The following is a 24,209-nucleotide window of genomic DNA, read 5'->3' on the forward strand; positions in this document are numbered from 1 at the left end:
AGGCTCGGCGTAGCGGGTTGCAAAGCGTCATGCAAGAGGTTGGATGTAACGTCAGTCCAGCTTGCGTGACGGGGCCAGCACGGTGGCCTCGCCTGCCAGAACCTTTTTGCCATCAACCGAGCAGGCGCAGTCCATGCGGACGCGACGTTTGGCCATGTCGATGTCGGTTACAGTGACCTCGGCCAAAACGGTTTCGTTTGGGCGCACGGGGGCGAGGAATTTCAGGCTTTGGCCCATGTAGATCGTGCCGTGCCCCGGAAGCTGTTCGCCGATAACAGCAGAAATTAGACCGGCGGTTAGCATGCCATGCGCGATGCGGCCGCCAAACATTGATTCTTCGGCGTACTCGTCGTCCAAATGCACGGGATTGTGGTCCGTTGAAACCGCTGCAAACATCTCGATATCCTGATCGGTCACGGTCTTACGCACATAGCGTGTCATGCCGATTTCGAGGTCTTCGATAAAGATGGTTCCGCGTGGCAAGTTGTCCAACATGGGGCCTCCGAGGCTTCGATTGCGGCCCGCAGCGAAGGGGCGCTGGTAATTTTAAGACCGTATTCGATCACGGCTGGCAACTTTATTACTTCGCAGCCGCAGAAAATCAAGCGTTTTTTGCGTCAGCGAAGTTGACCAATGGAGAACTGTGGAGAGACATTTTCCGTTTCGATATAATCACTTAAGGCGGATGGGTCCGGTTGGTGCGTCGTTTTGGTTTCTGTGGCGGCGAGGCCGCCGGTGATGAAGAGGGAATCGATGTCTTCGCCCATTGCGCCAATGATGTCGGTCTGGGGGCCGTCTCCGATGGCGAGAATGGCATTGGACGGTATCGATTTTCCCAACGCGGTCAGGCGACGGCGTGCGAGATCGTAGATCGGTGGATGAGGCTTGCCAAAGTAGAGGCTTTCGCCGCCCATTTCCGTATAGAGCCGCGCCAAAGCACCGGCGCACCATTCCCGAACTTCGCCGCGATCGACAACGATGTCGGGATTGGCGCACAGCAGCTTCATGCCCTTGGTTTTGGCATAGAGAAAATCCGCGCGGTTCACATCGGGATCGGCCATTGGATCAAACGGGCCGCAACAGACGATGCCTTCGGCCTCGGACAGAGGAACGCGCTGAATGTTCGTGGGGTTATCCAATATATCCAGTGGCTTAAAGAAGTCGGCGTCGCGTTCTGCTTCGCCCATGAAATAGACTTTTTCGCCCACGGCGCCCTGATACATGGCAGAGCGCGCGCTGTCGCCGGAAGTGGCGATGGTGTCGTAGGCGTCAGTTGGCACACCGAAGTCCAGCATCTGTTGTGCGACGCTGGCACGGGGGCGGGGTGAGTTGGTCACAAGCACTACAACGCCACCTTTGGCACGGTATTCTTGCAGCGCAGCAACGGCGTCTGGATAGGCCGTAATGCCGTTGTGTACGCAGCCCCAGAGATCGACAAACAGGGCGTCGTAACGGTCGGAAATCTCGGAAAGGGCGGAGATGATCTGGGTCATTGGGCTGTCCTGTGCGCGGGCGTTTTGCTTGGGCTGATGTATGGCAGGGGTGCGGGCGCGGTGCCAGTGGTTTTGCGCCAAAACGGCTATCTGCAACGCGTCTGTATTGCGTCGGTATCGCGGGAGTGCGGATTTCGCGAAAGTGCGGATGCCGCAGCGCAGCAGGAAATCAGTCGCGACGACGTCGGTTCAGCACACGGCGCATTAAACCGGCGATGGTTTTGAACGGCTCAATCCTGTCATAGAATTTCAGCGCGTGAATGTCGGTGCGCGAACTGCGTTGCCCCGCGAGGTTAGGTGTCGCCAGCCGGAATTCAGTGCCGGGAACCTTGGTGCGCACCATGTTGAAGGCAGCATCGAAGAACATGGAGCCCCCATCGGGGTGGCCAGAAGGACGATTGCGCACAGCAACAAGGTAGTCGTGGAACGCCTGAATTTTTTCGCGGCCCTGAATCGCCCAGAATTGCACCCCAAGCGTGCCGTCGTACCAGTTGATCAGACCGGTGTGGCCGGTGGGCGGTATTTCGGGTTCCAGATAGCCGAGAAGGGCGATGGTCCAGGGCTGCGTTTGCAGATCAGAAAGAACGGCAGCGACGGCGTCCGGCGCCACGTCCAGCAGGTGCAAGTCGTCTTCGCAAATCAGCACGCGGTCGTGGCCGTTTTCCAGCGCGTCGGCCAGCACGCGGGTTTGCGAGATCATGTTGCCGAGCGAGCCAAGGGAGGGGAACTCCCCTTTGTCGGTGGGCCGCGTGGCGGCAAAAAACGTGACGTGGTCGTTGGGAATTGCGACGCCGGTGCGAGCGAACTCCTGCGTGGTTTCGGCGCGGCGGTCAGCACGGTTGGGCAGGTTCACGATATAAACGTGATCGAACCAGTCAAAGAGGTCGGAGAAGCTCATTGGTGTTCCTGCCATTGCGTGTGTGGCCTTGTCGATAGAGGCACTGTGTGGCGATCAAATGTCAAGGATTGGGTGACGGCACGTCATCGGGATTAGAGCTTGCGCGACTCGGTAGTTCGTGTGCGAACTAAATTGAGGTAATTCGGATGCGAACAACATGAAGCGATCGCCCAAGATATTCTATTTGATGAACCGGGCTTATGCCGCGCTGGCGCGGGCAGCGGATCGGCGTACCAAGGCCGAGGCAGAGCTGTCGTTGGCACAGCATGGTGTGTTGTTTGCCCTGTCGATGAATGACGGGCTGACGGCGGGCCATCTGGCCAAGATGCTGTCGATGGGCAAACCCAGTGTCAGCGGGATGATTGACCGGATGGCGGAGCGCAACTTGGTGCGGCGCGAGAAAGACGCAACGGACCGACGCATGGTGCGGGTGTTTCTGCAAGCGCAGGGCGCGGCGGTAATCGCGCGCACCAATCCGGTGGTCAAAGAGATGAACGCGGCGTTGCTGGCGCCATTCTCGGAAGAAGAACAAGACGTGATTGGACGGTTTCTGAAACATCTGGCGGAGAACGCCGAGGATGTTTTGGCCGAGAGCGCCAAGGAGGAGAGCGAGTGATGTTGGATGGTACGGATGTTGAAGGCGTGACCTCGGAAGAGATTGTGTTTGATGCCGAAGATGGTTGGACTTTGGCGGGCAGCCTGTTTCGCGGGCCGGAGCCGAAGATGGCGATCATGATTTCGGCGGGCACTGGGTTTCCGCGGCGGTTTTATCGCCATGCGGCGGCGTGGTTTGCGGCGCAGGGTGCGGTGGTGCTGACCTATGATTTTCGCGGGATTGGTGACAGTGGTGCCGAGGATCTGGCCAACAGCGGCATCGATTACCCGCACTGGGGCCAGTTGGATATGACGGCGGCGCTTGAGCGGTTGGAAGAGGCCGCGCCGGGTTTGCCGGCAATGACCTTGGGCCATTCGATTGGCGGGCAATTTGTGGGGTTCATGAAGAACGGCGACAAAGTTGCGCGCAACGCCTTTGTGTCGGTCGGGAGTGGCCATTGGGGCGTGCATCACAAGCTGCGCATTCCGTTGGAGCTGTTTTTCTGGTGGGGCTTTGGCGCGATGGAACTGGCGCGGTTCGGGTTCGTGCGCGGCGGTGGGCTGTGGGCCGGCGAGGCGCTGCCGCCCGGTGTGTTCAAGACATGGCGCCGATGGAGCGGGCGTAGGAGCTATCTGTTGCCGGATCTGGCGTCAGGGAAATATGACCACCGGTTTGACCAGCCGCAGGCGCCGATTTGTGCATGGGTGTTTCCCGATGATGGAATCGCGACGCCGAGGGCATGTGGCGACACGTTGGGGCATTATCGGCATGCCGAAAAACACTTGGTGGTGCGCACGCCCGAAGAATTGGGCACCAAACGCGTGGGCCACGAAGGGGCGTTCCGCAAGGGGCGCGAGGCTTTGTGGGGCGAGATTTGGGAGTGGTTTGAAACGGGTGGGCTGCCCGATGGAGCAGTGAAGAAGTAGGGCGAAACTTTGAGACCTTGCCCGAACGACAGGAGGGGCTGCGCCAGCCCAAACAGGCGCAGTCCTTTGACCTCGACAAAAGCGTTTGAGCAAAAGAAAAAGCCGACCACCTTGCAGGGCCGACTTTTCTTTTTGGGTCAGATCAGGCTCAGACTTTGAGGTTTGGAATGATCTGTTTTTTGCGGCTTACAACGCCGGGCAGCACAACCGCGTCGCCCTCTGCGGTGACGTCAAAGGATTTTGCCGCAACGGATTTTACCAGATCGTTTGGCACCAAGAGCGTGCTTTCCTCGTTCAGGATGTCGACAACGAACAGCAGGACCTGATCGACGCCGTCCTCGGATGCAACCGTGGTCATGGTGTCCATCAGCGAGGCTTTGCGGTCGAGCACGGTGGCGGGCGATGTGGTTTCCAGAACAGAGACGCGGAATTTGGTGCCGTCGACTTCGTATTCTTTGGAGTCCATGCGCAGCAGTTCGGCGTCGGCAAAAGACGACACATCCGATTTCGCAGCAAACATTTCGGCGGCGTAGGACGGGATGTCGATGCCAAGATCGGCGGCCAGTTTCACACAGACGGCTTTGTCATGGTCTGTTGTCGTGGGCGAGCGGAACTCCAGCGTGTCAGACAGGATGCAGGTCAGCATGGTGCCTTTGATCCAGTCGGGCATGTCGATGTCGCCCATCAGGTCATACATGATGGTCGCGGTGCAGGCCACGGGGCGGATCGCGATGTCGATCGGGCCTTTGGTTTTCAGGCCACCCACCAGCGCGTGGTGGTCGATGATGGCGCGGATGTCTGCGTCGTTGATCGAGGCGGGCAGTTCAGCCGGGTTGTTGGTGTCGACGATGACAACCGGTGCACCGGCCTCAACATCGGAAATGATTGCAGGCTTGGGCAGGTCCCAGCGCTCAAGCAGCCATGCGGCTTCGGTGTTGGGCTCACCCAGAAGCTTGGCTTCGGCGGCGGTGCCATGAACTTCGTTCAGATACCAGGCCCAGATGATCGGGGAGCCGGTGGAATCGGTGTCGGGGGATTTGTGGCCAAAAACCTGCGTGGTCATGATGGGAGTCCTCAAAACAATACAAAAGGGCTGATTTGGGCGCGTTATAGGCGCGCGCAACCGCTTTGTCACGCAGCCATGCTGCGCTGCGACATTGCTGCGCTTTTTCGCGGATCGGTCAGCGCAGCGGCAGGCGGGTCACTGTGTAGCCTGCCGTTTCAAGTAGCCTGAGAAGGCCGGCCTCGCCCGGCATGTGCAATGCGCCAACGGCAACGAGAGAGGGGGTGGTTGCCAGCTCTGGGATCAGGCGGTTGGCCCACTGGCGGTTGCGGGTCTCAATCAGCTCGGTTTGCACCTCGGCCAGTAGGGCCGCGAGGTCGCGGGCGGTGGCGTCGTTTTTGGCGCGGGCCAGCGTCATGTGGCGACCGAGTTCCCAGATCAGTTGAATGTCTTCCTGCTCATAAAGCGAGATCATTGCAGGAAACTGGGTCGAGACGTCTTCAAAAAGGTCAAGTTCTAGCGACCAGATCATTTCCTTGAGTTGCTCGTCCAGAGGGTCGGCGGCGAGGATGGCGAGTAGGCCTTCAGTGCTGTCCAGCGAGTCCGTCGGCAAGCCCAGATCATGCGCCAGTTGTTCAACCATATGGTCGAGCCCTTTTTTGCCGGCGGCAATTTCGGCCATGGCGCAGGGCGGCATGGCGAGGGTCAGGCCGAGAAACCACGGCTGATACCGCGCTGCCATAAAGGGCGGAAATCCGCGGCTTTGCAGTTCGGACGAAATGGTTGCCCAATGGGTGTCGCCCAGTCGGTCGATCAGGCTGTCACCGGTTTCGATCAGGAAAACACCCGGATGGTCCACAAGGTGTTGCTGAAACGCGACCTGTGCCGGAGAGGTGAGCTCCAGCAGAACCTGATTGGCAGCAAACTCTCCCTCAAGCAGGGTGTCGATGGTGTCAGCGTGCATCGGGTGCGCTACGTGCAAGGTGCCGAGCAGCGTCGAGGTGACGCCGTCCTTTTCGACCTGCCAGAGCGTGCCGCTGCTGTAGGGCACTTGCGCGGCCTTGGCGCGCAAGTCGGCCTGCGTGTCGGGTGGCAGTTGTAGGAATGCGTCGGGTCCCTCGCAGGCTGCGTGCAACGTGGTGGCGGTGAGCAGGAAAGCGAGAGCAGAGAGCAGCGTGCGCATGAGTGGACCTTTGTCAGTTCGGCAGGAGGGTAGCAGGCAGAGGAGCGGGAGCAAGCGGGCGTTTGCAGCGGCGCGCAAAAACGCTAGGTGTGGGGCATGAGCGATCTGAAAGAAACCGCGCTTTATGCGCCCGTGAAGGCCTGGCTGGAAGCGCGTGAATTTGAGGTGAAGGCCGAGGTGGGCGCGGCGGATGTTGTGGCCTGTCGGGATGGCGAGGATCCGATCATCGTAGAGTTGAAGTTGCAGTTTTCACTGACGTTGTTGCAACAGGCGGTGGCGCGGCAGGCGGTCACGGATGCGGTTTATGTCGCGGTGCCGCGATGGAAGGGGCGTGTGGGCTATAAAGCGTTCAAGGCCAATGTCGGGCTGTGCCGACGGCTGGGGTTGGGTGTTCTGAGTGTGCGGCTGCAGGACGGCGCCGTCGAAGTGCACGCCGATCCGGGACCGTTTCAGCCGCGCAAATCGAAGCTCCGCAAAGCGCGGTTGCTGGCAGCGTTTTCACGGCTTGAGGGCGACCCGAACGTTGGCGGCACACGGGGCGCGCGGGTGACGGTGTACCGTCAGGACGCGATAAAATGCGCAACGTTTCTGGAAGGCAATGGGGCCAGTCGTGGACAGGATGTGGCCAAAGGCGCGGGCGTTAAGCGTGCGACGACTGTGATGCGGGACAACCACTATGGCTGGTTTGAGAAAGTTGGGACCGGTGTCTACGTGCTCAGCGAAGCCGGCGTTGCGGCTTTGGCCGAAAGGTCGGCGTAGCGCAGCGGAGGGTGCCGATGGGGGCCAGCCCCCAAACCCCCGGGATATTTGAGGCAAGAGGAAGATGAGGCAATGGGCACAGTTCTGGTTGTAAGCGCACATCCATCTGAAGGCAGCTTTACCAACGCGTGGGCCGAGGCCAGCGTGGCGGCGGCGCAGGCGGCGGGGCATGAGGTTTTGCGCTCTGACCTCTGTGCGATGGGGTTTGATGCGGTGGAGCGCGCCGCGCATTACGGTGCGTCCGGCAGCGACGCGTTCGATCCGCTCAAGGCGCAGGAGGCGGCCGGGCAGGCAGGAGACTTGCCACTGGAGGTTGCTGGCGAAGTGGCCAAGGTGCAGGCGGCGGACCGGATCATCCTGCATTTCCCGATCTGGTGGTTCGCGCCGCCAGCGGTGATCAAAGGCTGGTGTGATCGTGTTCTGGTGCAGGGCGTGTTGCACTCGGTAGATCAACGGTTCGATGCCGGGATGTGTCGCAACATGTCTGTTTTGTTTTGCGTTAGCACTGGGGCGAGCGCGGCGGAGTGCGGCCCGGACGGCAAAGAGGGCGATCTGGCTTTGCAGCTGTGGCCCTTGGCGCAGACGTTTCGCTATCTTGGCATGCAGGTGCTTGAACCCGTCGCAGTGCATGGGGTGCACGGCTATCACGAGGGCGCGGAAGAGGCGGCTTTGCAGGCCCAACTGGGGCAGCTGATTGCGGCACAGACCGATGTGATCGCGGCGTGGGATATCCAGCCGCGCATCGCGTTTAACAGCGACGGCGACTTTGACGACGCTGGGCGACTTAAACCCGGTGCGCCGAGTTATTCAGCCTTTGTGCGGCACGCGTGACCGCCTAACGGCCGGACGTCGTGATGAAACCGTCTACTATGTCCACAATCTGTGGCGCCAGTTTTGGCGTGATGATGTGGCCCATGCCCGCGATCCGGTGGAACGGACAATTGGGGATGGTGGCGGCGATTTCGGCGCCAAGCTCCACTGGAATAAGCGCATCGTCTTCGCCGTGGATGACCTGACAGGGCAATGTGACCTTTGACAGGGCAGGGCGGCGGTCTGAGGCGTCTATGACGGCGAGGACTTGGCGGTTGATGCCGTCGGCGTCCACGCCGCGGCTGTAGGCCAGTTCGGCCTCAGCGCGCACTTCGGCCTCGGTCATCGGAAAGCCCGGGCTGCCGTTGGTGGCGTGTTCTTCAATCCAGCCTGCGATGTATCTGTCTTTGCCCACAGGCCGTGACAGCAGGGCGGGCAGCATGGTGGCCGCTTGGTCAGAGCCAATCAGTGGTCGCGCGGCGGTCATGACGATGGTGGCAGAGCGCAGGCGGTCGGCGTGGTCAGTCACAAGGTACTGGGCGATGGCACCGCCCATCGAGATGCCAAAAATATGCGCGGTGTCGATGTCGAGTGCATCCATCAGACAAGTCACGTCGCGGGCCATGTCCGGCAGGGTGTAGGCGGCGGTGATCGGTTCGCCTGCGGCGGCACGGGCCAGAATGTCATCTGCGTCGCCGGGGGCGTCGGGGTGCGGGCAGCGTTGTGACAGGCCGACGTCACGGTTGTCAAAACGAACGACATAGTAGCCGCGAGCGGCGAGGCCTTCGTAAAGCTCAGATGGCCAATGAATCATTTGAGAGCCGAGGCCACGGATCAGCACAAGTGGGGTGCCATCCTTGGGGCCGTGGGTTTCGTATTCCAGTGAAATGCCGTTGGCGGTGATCTGCATGTGTCTCTCCCCGAGTTGAGGGCAGAGTATCGCTTTGGCGGAGCTTGTAAATGCGGTCGCTAAAACTGTCGGTTGGTTGACGGGAAGGTGGCGGATTGCAATTGTGCGGCCCATGTTATCACGCGCCCACAAGACCATCTTTGTGCATATTCCCAAGACCGGTGGGCAGAGCGTGGCCACGGCGTTTCTTGGCGATCTTGGCCTGAGTTGGGAAGAACGCGGCGCGTTGTTGATGCGTCGCGGCGAGGCGGGGCAGCCGGAACGGTTGGCGCATCTGTTTGCCCGCGAATATGTTGATCTGGGCTTTGTTTCGCAGGCCGAGTTTGCGGCATTTACCAAATTTGCGGTGATCCGGCATCCTTATGCGCGGATGGTGTCAGAATACATTTATCGCATGGGGGCTGTGGACTGGGTCGCGCAATATGTGCCAGCGCTGCAATCGCGGCGGTTTGAAGCCTTTTTGCAGCAGGATTTTGAAGATCCGTTGAGCGACTATGCCCGCCATTTTGCGCCGCAGGTGGATTATGTGATGGACGCCAACGGCGCCTTGTTGGTGGATCATTTGGTGGATCAGGCGGATCTGGTGGCAGGCATTGCGCCGATATTTCGCGGGATTTTTGGCCGCGAGGTGACCTTGCCACGCCGCAATATTAAACGTGAGGCTGCGGGGTTTACCGCAGAGGCGCTGACCCAGGCGCACAAGGATTTGATCTGGGCGCGGCATCGCGATGATTTTGAAGCCTTTGGCTTTGAGCGCTGAGATTGGCGCGATCTGCAATTGTTTTGTCGGCTTTTTGGACTCAGGTCATGGCCAACAAGAATTGGTAACATGGAGAGTGACATGGCGAAATCTGACCAGAAACCGGTGGAACATGGCTTTGGCGCGCGGCCGGATGCGTTCGATGTGGTTGCAGGGATCGATCTGAGCGGCAAGACGGCGGTCGTGACTGGCGGCTATAGCGGCTTGGGGCTGGAAACGGTGCGCGCTTTGGCAGGGCGCGGGGCGAAGGTTGTCGTGCCGGTGCGCACACCGGAGAAAGCCGAGGCGGCGCTAACGGGGGTTGCCGGTGATGTGGTGGCTTTGCCGATGGATCTTGCGGACATCACATCCATCGCTGGCTTTGCCGGAGAGGTGGCGGCGACGCTGCCCAAGCTGGATATATTGATCAACAACGCAGGCATTATGGCCTGTCCGATGGAACGTGTCGGGCCCGGCTGGGAAAGCCAGTTTGGCGTGTGTCACATGGGGCATTTTGCATTGACGCAGGCAATGATGGGTCTGTTGAGCGCGGCAGAGGCACCGCGGGTGGTTTCGTTGTCGTCGACCGGTCACAAGCTGTCGCCGATACGCTGGGATGATATTCAGTATGAAACGTCCGACTATGACAAATGGCAGGCTTATGGGCAGGCTAAGACCGCTAATGCACTGTTTGCCAACGCCTTGTCGCGGCGTTTGAAAGTGACCGATGGGTTGGCGTTCTCGGTGCATCCGGGCGGGATTTTCACGCTGTTGCAGCGGCATTTGCCAAAAGAAGAGATGATCGCGCTGGGCTGGCTTGGTGAAGATGGCGAGCCGTCGGAACTGGCGAAACAGGGGTTCAAGACGCCGGAACAGGGCGCGGCGACGTCCGTGTGGGCCGCGACATCGCCACTGTTGGACGGCAAGGCGGGTGTTTACTGCGAGGACTGCAATATTGCGCTGCCGACTGATCCGGACAGCCCGACAGCGCGGTATTTCGGGGTGGATGATCACGCCACAGATGATGAGGCGGCAGAGCGGCTATGGGCGGTGAGCGAGGCGTTGCTCGACGCGGCTTAGGTGGTTCGCGTTTGAAATTCGGGGGCGTGGTGATAGCGTCCCCGAATGACTTTGCGAGACATTGAATATTTCTACTCAACACATTCCGCGTTCGCGTATCTCGGAGCCAAACGGTTGGCGGAGATTTGCGAAGCGCACGATTGTCGTCTGATCCATCGTCCGTTCGCATTGTCACCTGTGGTCGAGGCTGCAGGCGGGCTGTCGTTTGCAGGGCGCACGCAGGCGCATGTGGATTATTTCTTTGGTCGCGAGATCGAGCGCTGGGCGGAATATCGCGGGGTGCCGGTGATCGCGCATCGCCCGACGTATCATGACAACGCGCTGCATCTGTCGAGCGGGATGTTGATTGCCGCAGAGCAGGCGGGGCTGGATGTGGATGCGCTGTCGTTTGCGATGTTGCAGGGGCATTGGCGTGACGACATTGATCTGGCGAACCCTGAGGATTTGGCGCGGGTGGCGCAGGCAGTGGGCGTGGATGCCGCGCCTTTGATAATGACGGCGATGACGCCGAATGTGCAGGCGGTGTTTGAGGAAAACACCCAGGAGGCGCTGGCGCGTGGAGTGTTTGGCTCACCGACTTACTTCGTGGACGGTGACATGTTTTACGGTCAGGACCATATGGAGTTGGTGGAGCGGGCTTTGATTGCGCCGTTTGCGGTGCGTGGGTTTAAAAACCCGCCGGTGGGTGGGTAGGCACCGCTGAGCGGGGAGGTGTGCGCAGAGCGCACACCCTACGATTAGCCGAACAGGTCTGGCGTGGATGGGTCGCGGGTCAAACCGTCTTTTGGCACATCAGAGGGGGCGTTTGTCAGGGCGTTCCTCAGGGCGGTCGCGAAGCGCGGCGACTGCGTTTCGATTTTCGGCAGCAAGGCAAGGGCTGCGGTCATGTCTTTGGCGGTGATTTGGGTGATCGCCTCGTCAATATCGTCGTCTCCGTAGTCTTGGCCGATCATGTCCATCAGATGCGCCAATGTACCAGCGTCGCGCGTGGCGCAGGGGGCGCAGAGGAGGTAGGTGAGCTGTGCGTCGTTCTGTGCGAGGGGGAGGGCGTTCAGGCAGGCTTCTGCTATGGCGTGTTTGTTGCCGACCCACCACTGTTCCTGTGCGGTCAACAGCGCTTGTTGGGCGCCGTCTTCAAGGCTGGGGTCGGGGTAGTAGCGGCCGTGTTCGTAGGCGCGTTCGATGCCGTGGGCCGTGCATCTGAGGATGTGGGCGAAGAAATTGAGGTTCGCGACATCCCGTGGGGCGATCTGCCAGAGAATTGGTAGGGCGGCGAAGGTGACGGGGTAGAGTGTGTCCTGATGGTGCAGCTTTTCCCAATAGAGGTCGTCGGCGAGATCTTGGTCCCAGGCTTGGGAGAGCTGTGAGAGGATGGGGGAGATGTCTTCGCGGTCGTAGGGGCCGTAGAGGTTGGGCCAGATCGGGTGGTTCAGAGGGATGGTCATAGTGGTCCTGATGGTTTTTGTGGGGAGAATGAAGAATTGGCGGGTTGGGTCAATGGGGGAAAGGCGTAGGTGGCGTCTTGGGATGGCCCGGAATAGGCCGCAGGCCCCGGGTCGCGCCCGACCCTCCCCACGGGAGGGCGCATTGCGTCGTTTAAACCGGTGCAAAGGGCAGTGAGCTTGGCGATGTCATTGCGTCACGGCATCTTTGGGAGCAGCGCCCACCCAGGGTCGGGCGCTCCCCTCAGCAAAAATCTTCCCTCTCGCCGTTGACTCCTCCTGTAACTGTGCCTACCTCTTCCGCCGTTAGCACTCGATCTTAATGAGTGCTAATCGCTCCGTTGGCCAAAGATTGGCCGGGGCGATGGGAGAAACTTTGAGTGAAGGAACCTCGAAGATGGCATTTACACCGCTGCACGATCGTGTGCTTGTTCGCCGCGTTGAAAGCGATGAGAAAACCGCTGGCGGATTGATCATCCCCGAAAGCGCAAAAGAAAAACCAGCCGAAGGCGAAATCGTATCCGTGGGCGCTGGCCTGCGTGACGATGCCGGCAAGCGCGTCGAGCTCGACGTTAAAGCAGGCGACAATGTCCTGTTCGGCAAATGGTCCGGCACCGAAGTCACCGTTGACGGTGAAGAGCTGCTGATCATGAAAGAATCCGACATCATGGGCATCATCGCCTGATCGTCTGACGACAAAAATTCCAATTAGGAGCAAACAAAATGGCAAAAGACGTCAAGTTTGATACCGATGCCCGCAATGCAATGCTGCGCGGCGTAAACGTTCTGGCCGATGCGGTCAAAGTGACCCTCGGCCCCAAAGGCCGTAACGTGGTTCTCGACAAATCGTTCGGCGCACCACGCATCACCAAAGACGGTGTATCTGTCGCCAAAGAGATCGAGCTGGAAGACAAGTTCGAGAACATGGGCGCGCAGATGGTGAAGGAAGTTGCTTCCCGCACCAACGACGAAGCAGGCGACGGCACAACAACCGCGACTGTTCTGGCACAAGCCATCGTCAAAGAAGGCCTCAAGCAGGTTGCTGCTGGTCTGAACCCAATGGATCTGAAGCGCGGCATCGACCTGGCAACTGCCAAGGTTGTTGAAGGCATCGTTTCTTCCGCTCGTGAAGTTAAAGACAGCGACGAAGTTGCTCAGGTTGGCACCATCTCCGCCAACGGCGAATCCGACATCGGCCAGCAGATCGCAGACGCGATGCAGAAAGTTGGCAACGAGGGCGTGATCACTGTTGAAGAGAACAAAGGTCTGGAAACAGAAACCGATGTTGTTGAAGGCATGCAGTTCGATCGTGGCTACCTGTCGCCATACTTTGTGACCAACGCAGACAAAATGATCGCTGATCTGGACGACTGCATGGTTCTGCTGCACGAGAAGAAGCTGTCTTCGCTGCAGTCGATGGTTCCACTGCTTGAGCAGGTGATCCAGTCGCAGAAGCCTCTGCTGATCATTGCTGAAGATGTTGAAGGCGAAGCGCTGGCAACTCTGGTTGTGAACAAACTGCGCGGCGGCCTGAAAATCGCAGCCGTCAAAGCACCTGGTTTCGGCGATCGCCGCAAAGCCATGCTGCAGGACATCGCGATCCTGACCGGTGGTCAGGTTATCTCCGAAGATCTGGGCATGAAGCTTGAGTCCGTCACTATGGACATGCTGGGCACAGCCAAGAAAATCGAAATCACCAAAGACGAAACAACCATCGTTGACGGTGCTGGCGAGAAAGCCGAGATCGAAGCACGTGTTGCTCAGATCCGCACACAGATCGAAGAAACCTCTTCTGACTACGACCGTGAGAAGCTGCAAGAGCGCGTTGCCAAACTGGCCGGCGGTGTTGCTGTTATCCGCGTTGGCGGCATGACCGAAGTGGAAGTGAAAGAGCGCAAAGATCGTGTTGACGATGCTCTGAACGCCACACGCGCTGCTGTACAAGAAGGCGTGATCGTTGGTGGTGGTGTTGCTCTGGTTCAGGCTGGCAAAGCACTTGCCGATCTGAAAGGCGCAAATGCTGATCAGGACGCTGGTATTGTCATCGTGCGTAAAGCCATCGAAGCGCCTCTGCGTCAGATTGCTGAAAACGCTGGTGTTGACGGTGCGGTTGTTGCGGGCAAGGTCCGTGAATCCTCCGACAACACATTTGGCTTCAACGCGCAGACCGAAGAATATGGCGACATGTTCGCATTCGGCGTGATCGACCCTGCCAAAGTTGCACGTACAGCTCTGGAAGATGCGGCCTCCATCGCGGGTCTGCTGATCACCACCGAAGCTATGGTTGCTGACAAGCCAGCCAAAGACGGCGGCGCAGCCGGCGGCGGCATGCCCGACATGGGCGGCATGGGCGGCATGGGCGGCATGATGTAATCACCGTTCGCTTTGCGAACGGTGATGCGACAGTGCATTGGCCGTCAGGCCAATGTCTCGACAGCCGCAGCCCAAGAGATAGAGGGTCGCCTTCGGGCGGCCCCTTTTTTGTAAGTGGTGCATGAGAGTTGCTTGAAAGCGCAAAACGCAAAGGCCGGTTTGAGCCCACTTTACCGATTTTCTGCAATGCAGCTAATGTCTGCTAACGCGGGAGAGCCAAAACTCTGCACAACTTTTTGCTGACTGCTGATGGCCTTGAACATATCGGCTCTGGAAGGGTCGGATTATGATGGTTGCGTCACCCCAACGAATTGCGGTTTAAATCCGGCAAGTAAAACGAGCAGGATGAGAGATATGTTGGAGTTCTTCTGGGGCATGGTTGGCAGCCGCCCTATCGAGTGGATCGCGGTTATATGTGGAATACTGAACGTAAGTCTGATCATCCGACGTTCGATCTGGAATTACCCGTTCGGCTTTGCCGTGGTGACGCTGTATTTTTTCATCTTCTGGGAATATCGGCTCTATAGTGATGCGCTGTTACAGGTCTATTTTTTCTTTATTCAGTTCTACGGCCTCTATGTCTGGCTAAACGGACGTGCGCGGGACGGTCGGATCATCGTGGCACCTTTGGGAACTGGCATATTCGCGTTGTATCTTGGGGGAACCGCCATTGTGTGGTTGATCGTTGCAAGTCTGATGGCAGCCTATACCGATGCAGCCGCCCCGTTCTGGGATGCGGCGGTGGCAGCGCTAAGCATAACTGCACAATTCCTATTGTCGCGAAGATACTTGCAAAGCTGGTATTTGTGGATTGCCGTTGATGTTCTGGCAATTGGCCTTTTCTACACGCGCGGACTGGAGCCGACGGCAGCACTTTACGTCGTGTTCCTAGGCCTTGCTATCACAGGATTGTTCCAGTGGCGTCGGGCCGCGATGCAGCCTCTGACGACATGAAAACACATGGCTTTCTGCTGGGGAAGTTTATGCCGCCCCATGCGGGCCATCTCTATTGTGCCGAGGTCGGGAAGGCGCGGTGTAATGTGATGACGGTGCTGGTGTGTAGCCATGACGCAGAGCCAATCGACGGATATCTAAGGGCTGAGTGGATGAGGGAATGCCTGTCGCGGCCCGGCTATCGCGTGCTGCACATGCATCGCGACATTCCGCAGGCACCAGAGGATCACCATGACTTTTGGCCTATCTGGCGCGCAGCAATTGCGGAGTTCCACCCCGAGCCCATTGATTGGGTCTTCGGCTCGGAAGGTTACGTCCACCGCCTCGCGCAGGAAGTCGATGCGCGGCCCTTTCCAGTGGACCCGGAGCGACAGGTTGTGCCGGTGTCGGCCACGGCGATCCGAGAAGATCTGACGAGCAATTGGAGCCATGTGCCAGTTCCAGTGCGGAGCTACTACCAACGCCGCCTTGTTCTGGTGGGAGCGGAAAGCACCGGCAAGACGGTATTGTCCGAAGCTTTGGCCGCACGGCTTAAAAGTGTGCCTATCCCTGAATATGGGCGTGATTACGACGCCGTCTTCCGGCATGGGCAAGATTGGGTCGCGGCAGACTTCGAGGCGATCATGGCGGGCCACAAAGCGTTGGCCGATACGATGGCGGCGCGAGGTGGACCGATTATTGTCGAGGATACGGATGCCTTGCAAACGTTGGTTTGGGCCGAGGCGTTGTTAGGCAAAGTGCATAAGCCGCTCGTAGACTGGGCACGTTCTGCAGTCGAAGGGAAGTCCTACCTTCTGCTCGACCACGCAACGCCTTGGGAAGATGACGGAACACGACATTTCGCTGATCCGGCGCGCCGAGCGTGGTTCACCGGCAGGCTGCGCTCTTGGTTGGATGAGTTGGGAGCGGAGTGGAAATGCATCGAGGGTGAGGATTGGGCCGAGCGGACGGCAGCGGCCAATTTCCATTTGGATACGTTTAGCTAGCTTCCCCAAAGCGCCGTTTGTTGAACGGTTCGCCGAAGCGGACCTCGGCGCACTTTGATCCAAGGTCCGCATAGCAGCCATTCGTCAAAGTCAGCTCCCGAAGGCAATGCAGGGCTCCCTTTTACTTCCGGAGCCTTCCGCCCGGCCCCGCCGGTCAACGCCCGACCCTCCCCTCGGGAGGGCGCTTTTTGCGATGTTTGAACAGAGTTTGTTGCGTAAGCGCCTTCTGATCTGAGCGTGCAGATTGCGGTGTCTTGATGCGCCCACCCAGGGTCGGACGCGGCCCTTGTGGCCGGACGCTGGGTCAATCCACCTTGGAAAAGCTTTGGCCCAAACGCGCCACGCCTATTTGACAGACTCGCCAAACATCCCCATGTAACCCGCACACGCATAGGAGATTTTATGGCCCGGTCACTGGAGCAATGATGAGGGGGAGGCAGAGCGGCTTCCCACCTGAACAATCGAACAGAACAAACGGCCTGCGCGCTCGCGTCAGGTACCTGTTTTTCTGCGATTATTTCTCTGTTACCATGGGCGTAAGCGGTGGCTTGGCGCCTGACCATGAAAGATCATACCGATGACACGGGACTATTCCCAATTCATGCCCTCGACGGGCACCCCGACTCCCACCACGCCAAAGCGCAGTGCGTTGGAAATCCTTGGCTGGCAGCCGTTTTTTGCAACGCAAGTTGATGTCGACACCTTATCGGCCACGCCGCCTGTGCGGGTCACCGAAGTGCATAAGTCCGGTGCCAATGTGAAAGGTGACGGATTTGACGGGTTGATCCCGCCGAGTCTGGATCTGGCGGTGGGCGACTGGCTGCTGTTTGACGAGGCGCTGCCGACGCACAGCGTGCTTTTGGAGCGCAAGAGTCTCTTTAAACGCCGCGCTGCGGGGCATGCAAAGCACTATCAGCTGATTGCGGCCAATGTGGACACGGTGTTTGTCGTGACCTCGTGCAACGCTGATTTCAATGTCGCGCGTTTGGAACGTTTCATTGCATTGGCCTTTGAAAGCGAGGTCGCGCCGGTGATTGTGCTGACAAAGGCGGATTTGTGTGAGGACACGCAGCCCTTCATCGACGAAGCACAGGCGATTTCGGATCGGGTGCCGGTGATTGCCTTGAACGCCAAAGAGGGCGATGTGGCGGGTGCGCTGTCCGATTGGAGCGCGCCGGGGCAGACAATTGCCTTTCTTGGCACATCCGGCGTTGGCAAGTCGACTTTGGTCAATGCGCTGTTTGGGCAAGAAAAGGCGGCCACCAAGGGCATCCGTGAGGATGATGCGCGCGGGCGACACACAACCACAGCGCGGCAATTGCATTTCACAGAAAACGGACTGGGTGTGTTGGACACACCGGGCATGCGCGAGTTGCAATTGGCAGATGCAGAGGCCGGTATTGCCGATCTGTTTTCAGACGTTGTCGAACTGGCGGCACAGTGCAAGTTCAACGATTGTGCCCATGAGACCGAACCGGGATGTAAGGTCCGCGCGGCCATTGAGGCTGGTACATTGGATGCAGCGCGGCTGGAGCGGTGGCGCAAGCTGGCAGCCGAGGAGCGGCACAACACCGCGACTTTGGCCGAGCGACGGGCGCAGCAAAAAGACTTTGGCAAAATGATCAAGACCGTGACCAAAGCCCACAAGGGGCGCAAAGGGCGGCGCTAGGTCGAAGTGTTGCCGCTGATCGCTGTATTGTGAAGGATCAGGCTGCTTGTCAGTCGGGGCGTCGCGTGCCACCAACTGTGCCATGAAATTACTGCTTCTGACCGCTTTGACGATGGCTGCTTTTGCGGCCAATTCCGTTTTGAATCGTGCTGGCGTCGCTGGCCAAGGCATGGACCCGCTGGCGTTCGGCGTAATTCGGTTGGCGTCCGGGGCCGCGGCTTTGGGTGCGATCGTGCTGTGGCAAAAGCGGGGCCTTACAGTTGGCGGCGCTGGCCGTGGGATCGCCGTTGTGGCTTTGCTGGCCTACATTTTCGGCTTCTCTGAGGCCTATCGGGGCTTGGATGCGGGGCTTGGCGCGTTGTTGCTGTTTGGCGTCGTGCAGGTGACGATGTTTGGCGGTGCACTGATTGCACGCGAAGAGGTGCCGGCAACGAGATGGATCGGCGCGACGGCGGCCTTGGCGGGACTAATCTGGCTGTTGTGGCCGTCAGGTGCAGTGACTGTGCCGATTGGTGCAGCGCTGGCGATGGCGGGCGCGGGGGTAGGCTGGGGCATCTATTCGCTGCAAGGGCGACGGGAGACCGACGCAACGCAGGCCACAGCTATGAATTTCATCCTTGCCGCGCCGTTGGCCTTGGCGGTGTGGCTGGCGTTGGGCTCGGAGGGCCAACTGCGTCCGGCGGGTGTGGCACTGGCGGTGGTGTCTGGTGTGCTCACGTCGGGGCTGGGCTATGCCTTGTGGTACGCAATTTTGCCGAGATTGGGCGCGGCGCGGGCTGGCGTGGCGCAGTTGAGCGTGCCGGTGATCGCGATGGCAGGCGGCATGGTGTTTTTGGCTGAGCCGGTGACCTTGCGGTTCGTCGGGGCGGCTGTGTTGGTGATCGCGGGCGTGCTGATCTCGATGCGGCGTGTTTAGCGGTCGGGTTTGATCAACAATTCCAGCGGGTCATAAAGTAGCGCCCCTCCCCAAGCCGCGTCGGGCAAACTGTCGGGTTTAAAGGCAAGCGAGGCCATTTCCGTGCGCGATACAAAGCGGCGTTCTGTGACAATGCCTTCGGGGTCGCGCCAAGTTTCAGTCAGCGTGCCCGCAACGACGGTGCAGCGGAAATAGATGTCCACTTGATGAAAGCCCAGATCAGGGTCGTGAAATTCGTTGATCAGACAGGGCGCGCCGACGTCCACAGTTAGTCCGGTTTCTTCATGCACCTCTCGGATGAGATTTTCGGGCAGGCTGCTGTGTCGATCCACACCGCCGCCGGGCGCGCACCAGAGGTCACTTTGCGAGGCCGGATAGGCATTCACCAAAAGCAGTTTTTGGTCCTGCAGGATTAATGCGCGGGCGGCGAGGCGGGGGGATGACATGGCGGGCTTTCGCAAAGGGGTGGTTATTTCCCTTTTGTAATCGCGTTGCATTGCCTATCTCAAGCATATGACACGTTTAGCACTTATACTGGCCATGGGATTTGGCCTGATGGCAGGCGCTGGCGCGGCGCGCGCGGAATGCGTGGTGCTGCTGCATGGTTTGGCGCGCACCGACAACAGTTTTGTTGTGATGCAGCTTGCGCTGGAGCGGTTGGGCTTCAAAGTGGTTCGACAAAGCTATCCGTCGACAGAGGACGTGATCGGCTCATTGGCGAAGCAAGCCTTGCCAGAGGCCGTGGCGCAGTGCGGGGACAAGGGGCTTAACATTGTGACGCATTCCATGGGCGGTATTCTGACCCGGGTCTGGCTGGCACAGCACCAGCCTGAGAACCTGCATCGCGTGGTGATGCTGGCCCCGCCCAATCAGGGATCGGAGCTGGTGGATGAGATGCGCAATCTGGAGGCCTTTCGTCTGTTGAATGGTCCGGCTGGGATGCAGCTGGCAACAGATGGGCTGCCCGCGCAATTGCCGCCAGTGAATTTTGAACTGGGCGTGATTGCTGGAGACCGGTCGATAAACCCACTGTTCTCGGCGCTGATTGAGGGGCCGGACGATGGCAAAGTCAGCGTTGATAGCACCAAGGTGGAGGGTATGGCGGATCATATTGTCTTGCCGGTGACCCACACGTTCATGATGAACAATCCGATGGTGATCACGCAGGTGCGGAATTTCCTTGTGGACGGGGCGTTTGACCACGATCTGAAATGGGGCGATGCAGAGCGGACCTTGCGCGAGTTGGAAGTGTTCATGGAGGGACAATGCACCAACGGTGTGTGTCAGGATGTGCCGGAGGGGAACGACACGTGGGACGATTTTTGGGCCCGGTTCTGGGGGGATGAAGAAGGCGTATCAATCGATGAGTGACATGCGGTTGACGGGGGCCGAGGTGCTGTGGCCTGAAGGGTTTTCCAGCGCCGCTTTGTCCGTGGCAGACGGTGTGATCGTCGCGGATGGCGGGCGCAATGTGGATTTGAGCGGGTTTCAGGTTCTGCCGGGCCTTGTCGATCTGCATGGCGACGGATTTGAGCGGCATCTGGCGCCGCGTCGCGGCGCGATGAAAGATCTGGCGCCGGGGTTGGCTGCAACAGACGCGGAACTGGCGGCAAATGGTGTGACCACGGCTGTTCTGGCCCAGTTCTGGAGCTGGGAAGGCGGGATGCGCGGACCGGCGTTTGCACAGCGGTTTCTGGGCGCGCTTGAGACGGCCGAAGGACTGTTGACGGATATGGTTGTCCAGTTGCGGCTGGAGACGCATATGCTGGAGGATTATGCGGCATTCGAGGCCGCCGTGGCGGCGCATCATGTGCCCTATGTGGTTTTCAACGATCACCTGCCGCATTCAGCCCTGGCCAAGGGCAAGAAGCCGCCGCGTTTGACAGGACAAGCGTTGAAAGCCGGGCGAAATCCTGAGGCACATGAGGCGATGCTCAAGGAGATGCATGCACGCACGGTCGAGGTTCCGGCGGCGGTGGGTGCTTTGGCTGCGCGGTTGGCAGCCAAGGGCGTGCGGCTGGGCAGTCATGATGACGCGACAGTGGAAACGCGGGCCGATTGGCGTGTTCGCGGCGCGGCGATATCGGAGTTCCCTGAGACATTTGAAGCTGCGGAGGCGGCGCGGGGTGGCGGTGATGCGATTGTGCTTGGCGCGCCAAATGTGGTGCGTGGTAATTCACACAAAGGTAACGTCAGTGCCGCTGATCTTGTCGCGGCGGGGCTTTGTGATGCTTTGGCCTCAGATTATCATTATCCGGCCCTGAAACAGGCGGTCTTTCGGCTGGTGGCCGATGGTCTGGTGTCCTTTGAGGCCGGTTGGGCGTTGGTGTCGGCGGGACCTGCTTCGGTGATGGGGCTGACGGATCGTGGCACGTTAGAGGTTGGCAAGCGGGCGGATTTGGTGATTCTGGAGCCTGAAACAGGCCGCGTGGGGGCAACAATTGTGGGTGGTCGCGTCAGTTTTATGGCTGGCGAAGTTGCGGAGCGGTTCATGGCGGGGACGGAAATTTGAAGCAAGATCCTGAAAGTTTTTTACGCGACTTGTTTGCGCGTGCGGTGGCTGTGGCGGACCCGATGGCGGCTTTGCCCGAAGTATTGCCCGCCAAACCCGAGGGGCGGGTTGTGGTCGTGGGCGCCGGTAAGGCCAGCGCCCGAATGGCGGAGGCCTTGGAAAGCGCTTGGGGACCGTGTGAGGGTTTGGTGATCACGCGCTATGGCTATGAGCGGCCTTGCGTTGGTATCCGCATTGCCTCGGCTGCGCATCCGGTGCCGGATGCGGCTGGCGAGACCGCGACGCTGAAGATGCTGGATCTGCTGCGTGGGCTTGGGGCGGATGACACGGTGATCTGTCTGATTTCGGGGGGGGCATCGTCCCTGCTGACCGCGCCGGTGCCGGGGATGACACTTGAAGACCTCAAGCAGGTGAACGCGGATTTGCTGGCGTCGGGTGCGCCGATTTCGGCGATGAACGCGTTGCGCAAACATCTGTGTCAGGCCAAAGGCGGGCAGTTGGCGGCGGCGGCCTATCCGGCCAAAGTCGTGAGCTATTTGATTTCCGATGTGCCCGGCGATGATCCGGGCATGATCGGATCTGGCCCCACGGTGGCAGAGCCGGAGACACTGGACGCGGCTTTGACGACGCTGGCAGCATTTGACGTGACATTGCCGCCCCATGTGGAAGAGGCAGCACGCGCGCATGGGGGGGTCGTGACGCCCGACGACATGCGCTTGTCCACCACGCAAAACATCCTGTTTGCTTCGCCGCGTCAGTCATTGGCGGCGGCGCAAGAGATGGCGGAGGCCGCGGGCGTGCCGGTCGAAATCCTTGGGGATGCGTTGGAAGGCGAAGCGCGCGACGTGGCGCAGTTGCAGGCTTCGTTGGCGATTGCCAAGATGCAAGCCGCAAAGGGCCCGCTGGTGATTTTGTCTGGCGGAGAGTTGACCGTCACGCGACGCGGCGACGGAGTTGGCGGGCCAAACGCCGAGTTCGCGTTGGCGCTGGCGGTTGCTCTAGAAGGCGCTAAGGGCGTTTATGCGCTCGCCTGTGACACGGACGGCGTTGATGGTGCTGCCGAGGTGGCGGGCGCAGTGGTAGGCCCCGAGACGCTGGCAATTGCACAAGCGAAAGGCGTGGACGCGGAGCAGTCCCTTGCGAGCAACGATGCGCACAGCTTTTTCGAGAAGATCAATGCGCAGGTGGTGACCGGGCCAACGCTAACGAATGTGAACGACTTTCGAGCGATTTTTGTCGTGTAAGCGGTGGTCAGAGCGCACCGCGATTGGCATGACAATGCGCCGCCATCGCAGCGCAGTTTGGGTATTTTTGGCCAGAAAGAAGCCGGATCAGGCGGTTTTTTGTGTGATCCGGTTTACATGCCCCATTTTGCGGCCCGGCTTGGTGTCGGCTTTGCCGTAAAGGTGCACGGCAGCGGCGGGTTCGGCCAGTAGATCGGGCAGGCGGTCCATATCATCACCTATCAGGTTTTCCATGACCACGTTGTTCACACGCTGGCCGTCGCCCAAAGGCAGGCCAGCGACGGCGCGAATGTGTTGCTCGAACTGGTCGATGGTGCAGCCGTTTTGCGTCCAATGGCCCGAATTGTGCACGCGCGGTGCGATTTCATTCACGATCAGGCCCTTTGGCGTCACGAACAGTTCGACGCCCATAACGCCCACATAGTTCAGCGCATTCAGGATCTTGCCAGCCAGCAAAACAGCATCCATGCGTTGGCTGCCGGACATGCGAGCAGGCACGGTTGTGGTGGCGAGGATGCCGTCTTTGTGCACGTTTTCGCCGGGGTCAAAGCAGGAGACCTGTCCGTCAACCGACCGGGCGGCAATCACGGAAATTTCGTGAGAGAAGTCGACGAAACCTTCGAGAAGCGCAGGGGCACCGGCCATATCTGCGAGCGCTTGGGCCGCGTCGTCAGCGGCTTTCAGGCGCGCTTGGCCTTTGCCGTCATAGCCGAAGCGGCGGGTTTTCAGAATCGCAGGGACGCCCACCTCAGCCACGGCGGCGGTCATGCTGTCGGCGTCATCCACTGTGGCAAAAGGTGCCGTTGTCAGGCCAAGATCGCGCAGAAAGGTCTTTTCTGTCAGGCGGTCCTGAGACACCCGCAATGCGTCGCGGTTGGGGTGGATCGGACGCAGGGCTTCGAGGATGTCGAGCGCCTCTGTGGGGATGTTTTCGAATTCGTAGGTGATGACGTCAACGGTGGCCGCAAAGGCGCGCAAGGCGTTGGCATCGTCGTAGCCCGCAGTTGTCACCTGATCGGCGACGTGACCAGCGGGCGGGTTGGCGCCGGGTTCAAAGATGTGCGTTCTATACCCCAGGCGGGAGGCGGCCACGGAAAGCATGCGGCCAAGCTGGCCGCCGCCGAGAACGCCGATGGTGGCGTTGGGCGCGAGCGGTTTAGTCATCTTGGGGCTCATCAGGAATAGAGGCGGACAGTGCATCGCGCCACGCCTCCAAGCGGGCGGCGAGTTCGGCATCTTGCAACGCAAGGATGCCGGCAGCCATGAGGCCTGCGTTTGCGGCTCCGGCGGCACCGATGGCCATGGTGGCAACCGGGAAGCCTCTGGGCATCTGCACGATGGAATAGAGGCTGTCGACGCCTGAAAGGGCGCGGGTCTGCACGGGCACGCCGATCACTGGAACGCGGGTTTTAGAGGCCATCATGCCGGGCAGGTGGGCTGCGCCACCGGCGCCCGCGATGATGACTTGCAGGCCGCGACCGGCGGCCTCTTTGCCGTAGGTCCAAAGGCGGTCCGGCGTGCGGTGTGCGGAGACGATTTTATTCTCGTAGGTGATGCCAAGCTCTTCGAGGAGGATGGCGGCCTCTTTCATGGTGGGCCAGTCCGATTGGCTGCCCATGATGATGCCGACCTGTGGTGTGTCCGTCATGTCCGGTTCCCGCGTGTGAAATCCCAAGAATTATGGGCGGTTTATATCGGGTTTGGCGGGTTCTGCAAT

26 protein-coding genes are annotated in these 24,209 nt (G+C 59.7%); 16 read left to right on the top strand and 10 right to left on the bottom strand.

Translation table 11 applies throughout. From position 1 onward, the window contains the following. Positions 1–51 precede the first annotated feature (51 nt). From PG871_RS05120 to PG871_RS05130, 3 genes are all read right to left on the bottom strand, one after another. Complete coding sequence (locus PG871_RS05120; RefSeq protein WP_270726783.1) at positions 52–495, bottom strand: MaoC family dehydratase; 444 nt, start codon at positions 493–495, stop codon at positions 52–54. A gap of 122 nt (positions 496–617) precedes the next feature. Beyond that, on the bottom strand, positions 618–1,493 hold the full coding sequence (locus PG871_RS05125; RefSeq protein ID WP_270726785.1) for a TIGR01459 family HAD-type hydrolase: 876 nt from the start codon (positions 1,491–1,493) through the stop codon (positions 618–620). Positions 1,494–1,662: 169 nt separating this feature from the next. Continuing rightward, a complete protein-coding gene (locus PG871_RS05130; RefSeq protein ID WP_270726788.1) occupies positions 1,663–2,391 on the bottom strand; it encodes a hypothetical protein in 729 nt (242 codons plus the stop codon). Between the two features lie 157 nt (positions 2,392–2,548). Here PG871_RS05130 and PG871_RS05135 point away from each other — a divergent pair, with 157 nt between their 5' ends. Next, a complete protein-coding gene (locus PG871_RS05135) occupies positions 2,549–3,007 on the top strand; it encodes a MarR family winged helix-turn-helix transcriptional regulator (RefSeq protein WP_270726790.1) in 459 nt (152 codons plus the stop codon). After that, the gene (locus PG871_RS05140) at positions 3,007–3,912 is read left to right on the top strand and encodes an alpha/beta hydrolase family protein (protein WP_270726792.1); all 906 of its coding nucleotides are present in this window, start codon (positions 3,007–3,009) and stop codon (positions 3,910–3,912) included. Before PG871_RS05135 ends, PG871_RS05140 begins: the two co-directional genes overlap by 1 nt. Before the next feature lie 148 nt (positions 3,913–4,060). Here the strand turns inward: PG871_RS05140 and PG871_RS05145 are convergent, their stop codons facing one another. Next, positions 4,061–4,975 (bottom strand): manganese-dependent inorganic pyrophosphatase, encoded by a 915-nt coding sequence (locus PG871_RS05145; protein WP_270726794.1) that lies wholly within the window; start codon positions 4,973–4,975, stop codon positions 4,061–4,063. 118 nt (positions 4,976–5,093) lie between these two features. After that, positions 5,094–6,098 (bottom strand): TraB/GumN family protein, encoded by a 1,005-nt coding sequence (locus PG871_RS05150; protein ID WP_270726797.1) that lies wholly within the window; start codon positions 6,096–6,098, stop codon positions 5,094–5,096. Between the two features lie 96 nt (positions 6,099–6,194). Between PG871_RS05150 and PG871_RS05155 the strand changes: the two genes are divergently transcribed. Beyond that, positions 6,195–6,857 carry a DUF2161 domain-containing phosphodiesterase gene (locus PG871_RS05155; protein ID WP_270726799.1) on the top strand — a complete coding sequence of 221 codons (663 nt, stop codon included), beginning with the start codon at positions 6,195–6,197 and terminating at the stop codon, positions 6,855–6,857. A gap of 72 nt (positions 6,858–6,929) precedes the next feature. Next, the gene (locus PG871_RS05160) at positions 6,930–7,688 is read left to right on the top strand and encodes an NAD(P)H-dependent oxidoreductase (RefSeq protein ID WP_270726802.1); all 759 of its coding nucleotides are present in this window, start codon (positions 6,930–6,932) and stop codon (positions 7,686–7,688) included. A gap of 4 nt (positions 7,689–7,692) precedes the next feature. On the opposite strand, the gene PG871_RS05165 is transcribed toward PG871_RS05160, so the two are convergent. Further along, positions 7,693–8,577 (bottom strand): alpha/beta fold hydrolase, encoded by an 885-nt coding sequence (locus PG871_RS05165; protein WP_270726804.1) that lies wholly within the window; start codon positions 8,575–8,577, stop codon positions 7,693–7,695. A 112-nt stretch (positions 8,578–8,689) separates the two neighbouring features. On the opposite strand from PG871_RS05165, the gene PG871_RS05170 reads away from it, so the two are divergent. The 3 genes from PG871_RS05170 (at position 8,690) to PG871_RS05180 (ending at position 11,089) form a co-directional block, all read left to right on the top strand. Continuing rightward, a complete protein-coding gene (locus PG871_RS05170; RefSeq protein WP_270726807.1) occupies positions 8,690–9,337 on the top strand; it encodes a sulfotransferase family 2 domain-containing protein in 648 nt (215 codons plus the stop codon). A gap of 81 nt (positions 9,338–9,418) precedes the next feature. Continuing rightward, positions 9,419–10,396, top strand: coding sequence for an oxidoreductase (locus tag PG871_RS05175; RefSeq protein ID WP_270726810.1), 978 nt, complete (start codon positions 9,419–9,421; stop codon positions 10,394–10,396). Positions 10,397–10,441: 45 nt separating this feature from the next. Beyond that, positions 10,442–11,089 (top strand): 2-hydroxychromene-2-carboxylate isomerase, encoded by a 648-nt coding sequence (locus PG871_RS05180; protein WP_270726812.1) that lies wholly within the window; start codon positions 10,442–10,444, stop codon positions 11,087–11,089. 44 nt (positions 11,090–11,133) lie between these two features. Here PG871_RS05180 and PG871_RS05185 read toward each other — a convergent pair whose 3' ends face one another. Then, on the bottom strand, positions 11,134–11,841 hold the full coding sequence (locus PG871_RS05185) for a hypothetical protein (protein ID WP_270726814.1): 708 nt from the start codon (positions 11,839–11,841) through the stop codon (positions 11,134–11,136). Positions 11,842–12,235: 394 nt separating this feature from the next. Between PG871_RS05185 and PG871_RS05190 the strand changes: the two genes are divergently transcribed. The 6 genes from PG871_RS05190 to PG871_RS05215 all read left to right on the top strand — a co-directional run bounded on the left by PG871_RS05190 (position 12,236) and on the right by PG871_RS05215 (position 18,736). Next, on the top strand, positions 12,236–12,523 hold the full coding sequence (locus tag PG871_RS05190; RefSeq protein WP_270726817.1) for a co-chaperone GroES: 288 nt from the start codon (positions 12,236–12,238) through the stop codon (positions 12,521–12,523). 38 nt (positions 12,524–12,561) lie between these two features. Then, a complete protein-coding gene (gene groL / locus PG871_RS05195) occupies positions 12,562–14,211 on the top strand; it encodes a chaperonin GroEL (protein WP_270726819.1) in 1,650 nt (549 codons plus the stop codon). Positions 14,212–14,556: 345 nt separating this feature from the next. Further along, complete coding sequence (gene pnuC, locus PG871_RS05200) at positions 14,557–15,165, top strand: nicotinamide riboside transporter PnuC (RefSeq protein ID WP_270726822.1); 609 nt, start codon at positions 14,557–14,559, stop codon at positions 15,163–15,165. Further along, entirely contained in the window at positions 15,129–16,151 is a 1,023-nt protein-coding gene (locus tag PG871_RS05205; protein ID WP_270726824.1) for an AAA family ATPase, read from the top strand. Before pnuC ends, PG871_RS05205 begins: the two co-directional genes overlap by 37 nt. A 577-nt stretch (positions 16,152–16,728) precedes the next feature. Continuing rightward, on the top strand, positions 16,729–17,820 hold the full coding sequence (gene rsgA, locus PG871_RS05210; RefSeq protein WP_270726826.1) for a ribosome small subunit-dependent GTPase A: 1,092 nt from the start codon (positions 16,729–16,731) through the stop codon (positions 17,818–17,820). 82 nt (positions 17,821–17,902) lie between these two features. After that, positions 17,903–18,736: a DMT family transporter gene (locus PG871_RS05215; protein WP_270726827.1), complete on the top strand. Its 834-nt coding sequence runs from the start codon at positions 17,903–17,905 to the stop codon at positions 18,734–18,736. Here PG871_RS05215 and PG871_RS05220 read toward each other — a convergent pair. Then, entirely contained in the window at positions 18,733–19,182 is a 450-nt protein-coding gene (locus tag PG871_RS05220) for an NUDIX domain-containing protein (protein WP_270726829.1), read from the bottom strand. The genes PG871_RS05215 and PG871_RS05220 overlap by 4 nt on opposite strands. A gap of 67 nt (positions 19,183–19,249) precedes the next feature. On the opposite strand from PG871_RS05220, the gene PG871_RS05225 reads away from it, so the two are divergent. From PG871_RS05225 to PG871_RS05235, 3 genes are read left to right on the top strand one after another with little or no spacing between them, the layout of a single operon-like run. Continuing rightward, positions 19,250–20,107 (top strand): alpha/beta fold hydrolase, encoded by an 858-nt coding sequence (locus tag PG871_RS05225; RefSeq protein WP_270726832.1) that lies wholly within the window; start codon positions 19,250–19,252, stop codon positions 20,105–20,107. Then, positions 20,100–21,248, top strand: coding sequence for an alpha-D-ribose 1-methylphosphonate 5-triphosphate diphosphatase (locus PG871_RS05230; protein ID WP_270726834.1), 1,149 nt, complete (start codon positions 20,100–20,102; stop codon positions 21,246–21,248). The genes PG871_RS05225 and PG871_RS05230 overlap by 8 nt, the downstream gene beginning before the upstream one ends. After that, on the top strand, positions 21,245–22,492 hold the full coding sequence (locus PG871_RS05235; RefSeq protein ID WP_270726837.1) for a glycerate kinase type-2 family protein: 1,248 nt from the start codon (positions 21,245–21,247) through the stop codon (positions 22,490–22,492). The genes PG871_RS05230 and PG871_RS05235 overlap by 4 nt, the downstream gene beginning before the upstream one ends. Positions 22,493–22,579: 87 nt before the next feature. On the opposite strand, the gene PG871_RS05240 is transcribed toward PG871_RS05235, so the two are convergent. Together PG871_RS05240 and purE are read right to left on the bottom strand one after the other, a co-directional pair. Then, on the bottom strand, positions 22,580–23,656 hold the full coding sequence (locus PG871_RS05240) for a 5-(carboxyamino)imidazole ribonucleotide synthase (protein WP_270726840.1): 1,077 nt from the start codon (positions 23,654–23,656) through the stop codon (positions 22,580–22,582). Beyond that, complete coding sequence (gene purE / locus PG871_RS05245) at positions 23,649–24,140, bottom strand: 5-(carboxyamino)imidazole ribonucleotide mutase (protein ID WP_270726841.1); 492 nt, start codon at positions 24,138–24,140, stop codon at positions 23,649–23,651. Before purE ends, PG871_RS05240 begins: the two co-directional genes overlap by 8 nt. Positions 24,141–24,209 lie beyond the last annotated feature (69 nt).

The sequence above is a fragment of the Shimia sp. Alg240-R146 genome, from assembly GCF_947331465.1.
In the GTDB taxonomy this organism is placed as follows: Bacteria; Pseudomonadota; Alphaproteobacteria; order Rhodobacterales; family Rhodobacteraceae; genus Shimia.

Coding starts and splice junctions, on each gene's coding strand:
- PG871_RS05225 (WP_270726832.1), top strand. CDS start 19,250: ATGACACGTTTAGCACTTATACTGGCCATGGGATTTGGCCTGATGGCA.
- pnuC (WP_270726822.1), top strand. CDS start 14,557: ATGAGAGATATGTTGGAGTTCTTCTGGGGCATGGTTGGCAGCCGCCCT.
- purE (WP_270726841.1), bottom strand. CDS start 24,140: ATGACGGACACACCACAGGTCGGCATCATCATGGGCAGCCAATCGGAC.
- PG871_RS05130 (WP_270726788.1), bottom strand. CDS start 2,391: ATGAGCTTCTCCGACCTCTTTGACTGGTTCGATCACGTTTATATCGTG.
- PG871_RS05185 (WP_270726814.1), bottom strand. CDS start 11,841: ATGACCATCCCTCTGAACCACCCGATCTGGCCCAACCTCTACGGCCCC.
- PG871_RS05180 (WP_270726812.1), top strand. CDS start 10,442: ATGACTTTGCGAGACATTGAATATTTCTACTCAACACATTCCGCGTTC.
- groL (WP_270726819.1), top strand. CDS start 12,562: ATGGCAAAAGACGTCAAGTTTGATACCGATGCCCGCAATGCAATGCTG.
- PG871_RS05150 (WP_270726797.1), bottom strand. CDS start 6,098: ATGCGCACGCTGCTCTCTGCTCTCGCTTTCCTGCTCACCGCCACCACG.
- PG871_RS05230 (WP_270726834.1), top strand. CDS start 20,100: ATGAGTGACATGCGGTTGACGGGGGCCGAGGTGCTGTGGCCTGAAGGG.
- PG871_RS05120 (WP_270726783.1), bottom strand. CDS start 495: ATGTTGGACAACTTGCCACGCGGAACCATCTTTATCGAAGACCTCGAA.
- PG871_RS05220 (WP_270726829.1), bottom strand. CDS start 19,182: ATGTCATCCCCCCGCCTCGCCGCCCGCGCATTAATCCTGCAGGACCAA.
- PG871_RS05165 (WP_270726804.1), bottom strand. CDS start 8,577: ATGCAGATCACCGCCAACGGCATTTCACTGGAATACGAAACCCACGGC.
- rsgA (WP_270726826.1), top strand. CDS start 16,729: ATGACACGGGACTATTCCCAATTCATGCCCTCGACGGGCACCCCGACT.
- PG871_RS05125 (WP_270726785.1), bottom strand. CDS start 1,493: ATGACCCAGATCATCTCCGCCCTTTCCGAGATTTCCGACCGTTACGAC.
- PG871_RS05160 (WP_270726802.1), top strand. CDS start 6,930: ATGGGCACAGTTCTGGTTGTAAGCGCACATCCATCTGAAGGCAGCTTT.
- PG871_RS05145 (WP_270726794.1), bottom strand. CDS start 4,975: ATGACCACGCAGGTTTTTGGCCACAAATCCCCCGACACCGATTCCACC.
- PG871_RS05135 (WP_270726790.1), top strand. CDS start 2,549: ATGAAGCGATCGCCCAAGATATTCTATTTGATGAACCGGGCTTATGCC.
- PG871_RS05175 (WP_270726810.1), top strand. CDS start 9,419: ATGGCGAAATCTGACCAGAAACCGGTGGAACATGGCTTTGGCGCGCGG.
- PG871_RS05140 (WP_270726792.1), top strand. CDS start 3,007: ATGTTGGATGGTACGGATGTTGAAGGCGTGACCTCGGAAGAGATTGTG.
- PG871_RS05170 (WP_270726807.1), top strand. CDS start 8,690: ATGTTATCACGCGCCCACAAGACCATCTTTGTGCATATTCCCAAGACC.
- PG871_RS05240 (WP_270726840.1), bottom strand. CDS start 23,656: ATGACTAAACCGCTCGCGCCCAACGCCACCATCGGCGTTCTCGGCGGC.
- PG871_RS05215 (WP_270726827.1), top strand. CDS start 17,903: ATGAAATTACTGCTTCTGACCGCTTTGACGATGGCTGCTTTTGCGGCC.
- PG871_RS05190 (WP_270726817.1), top strand. CDS start 12,236: ATGGCATTTACACCGCTGCACGATCGTGTGCTTGTTCGCCGCGTTGAA.
- PG871_RS05155 (WP_270726799.1), top strand. CDS start 6,195: ATGAGCGATCTGAAAGAAACCGCGCTTTATGCGCCCGTGAAGGCCTGG.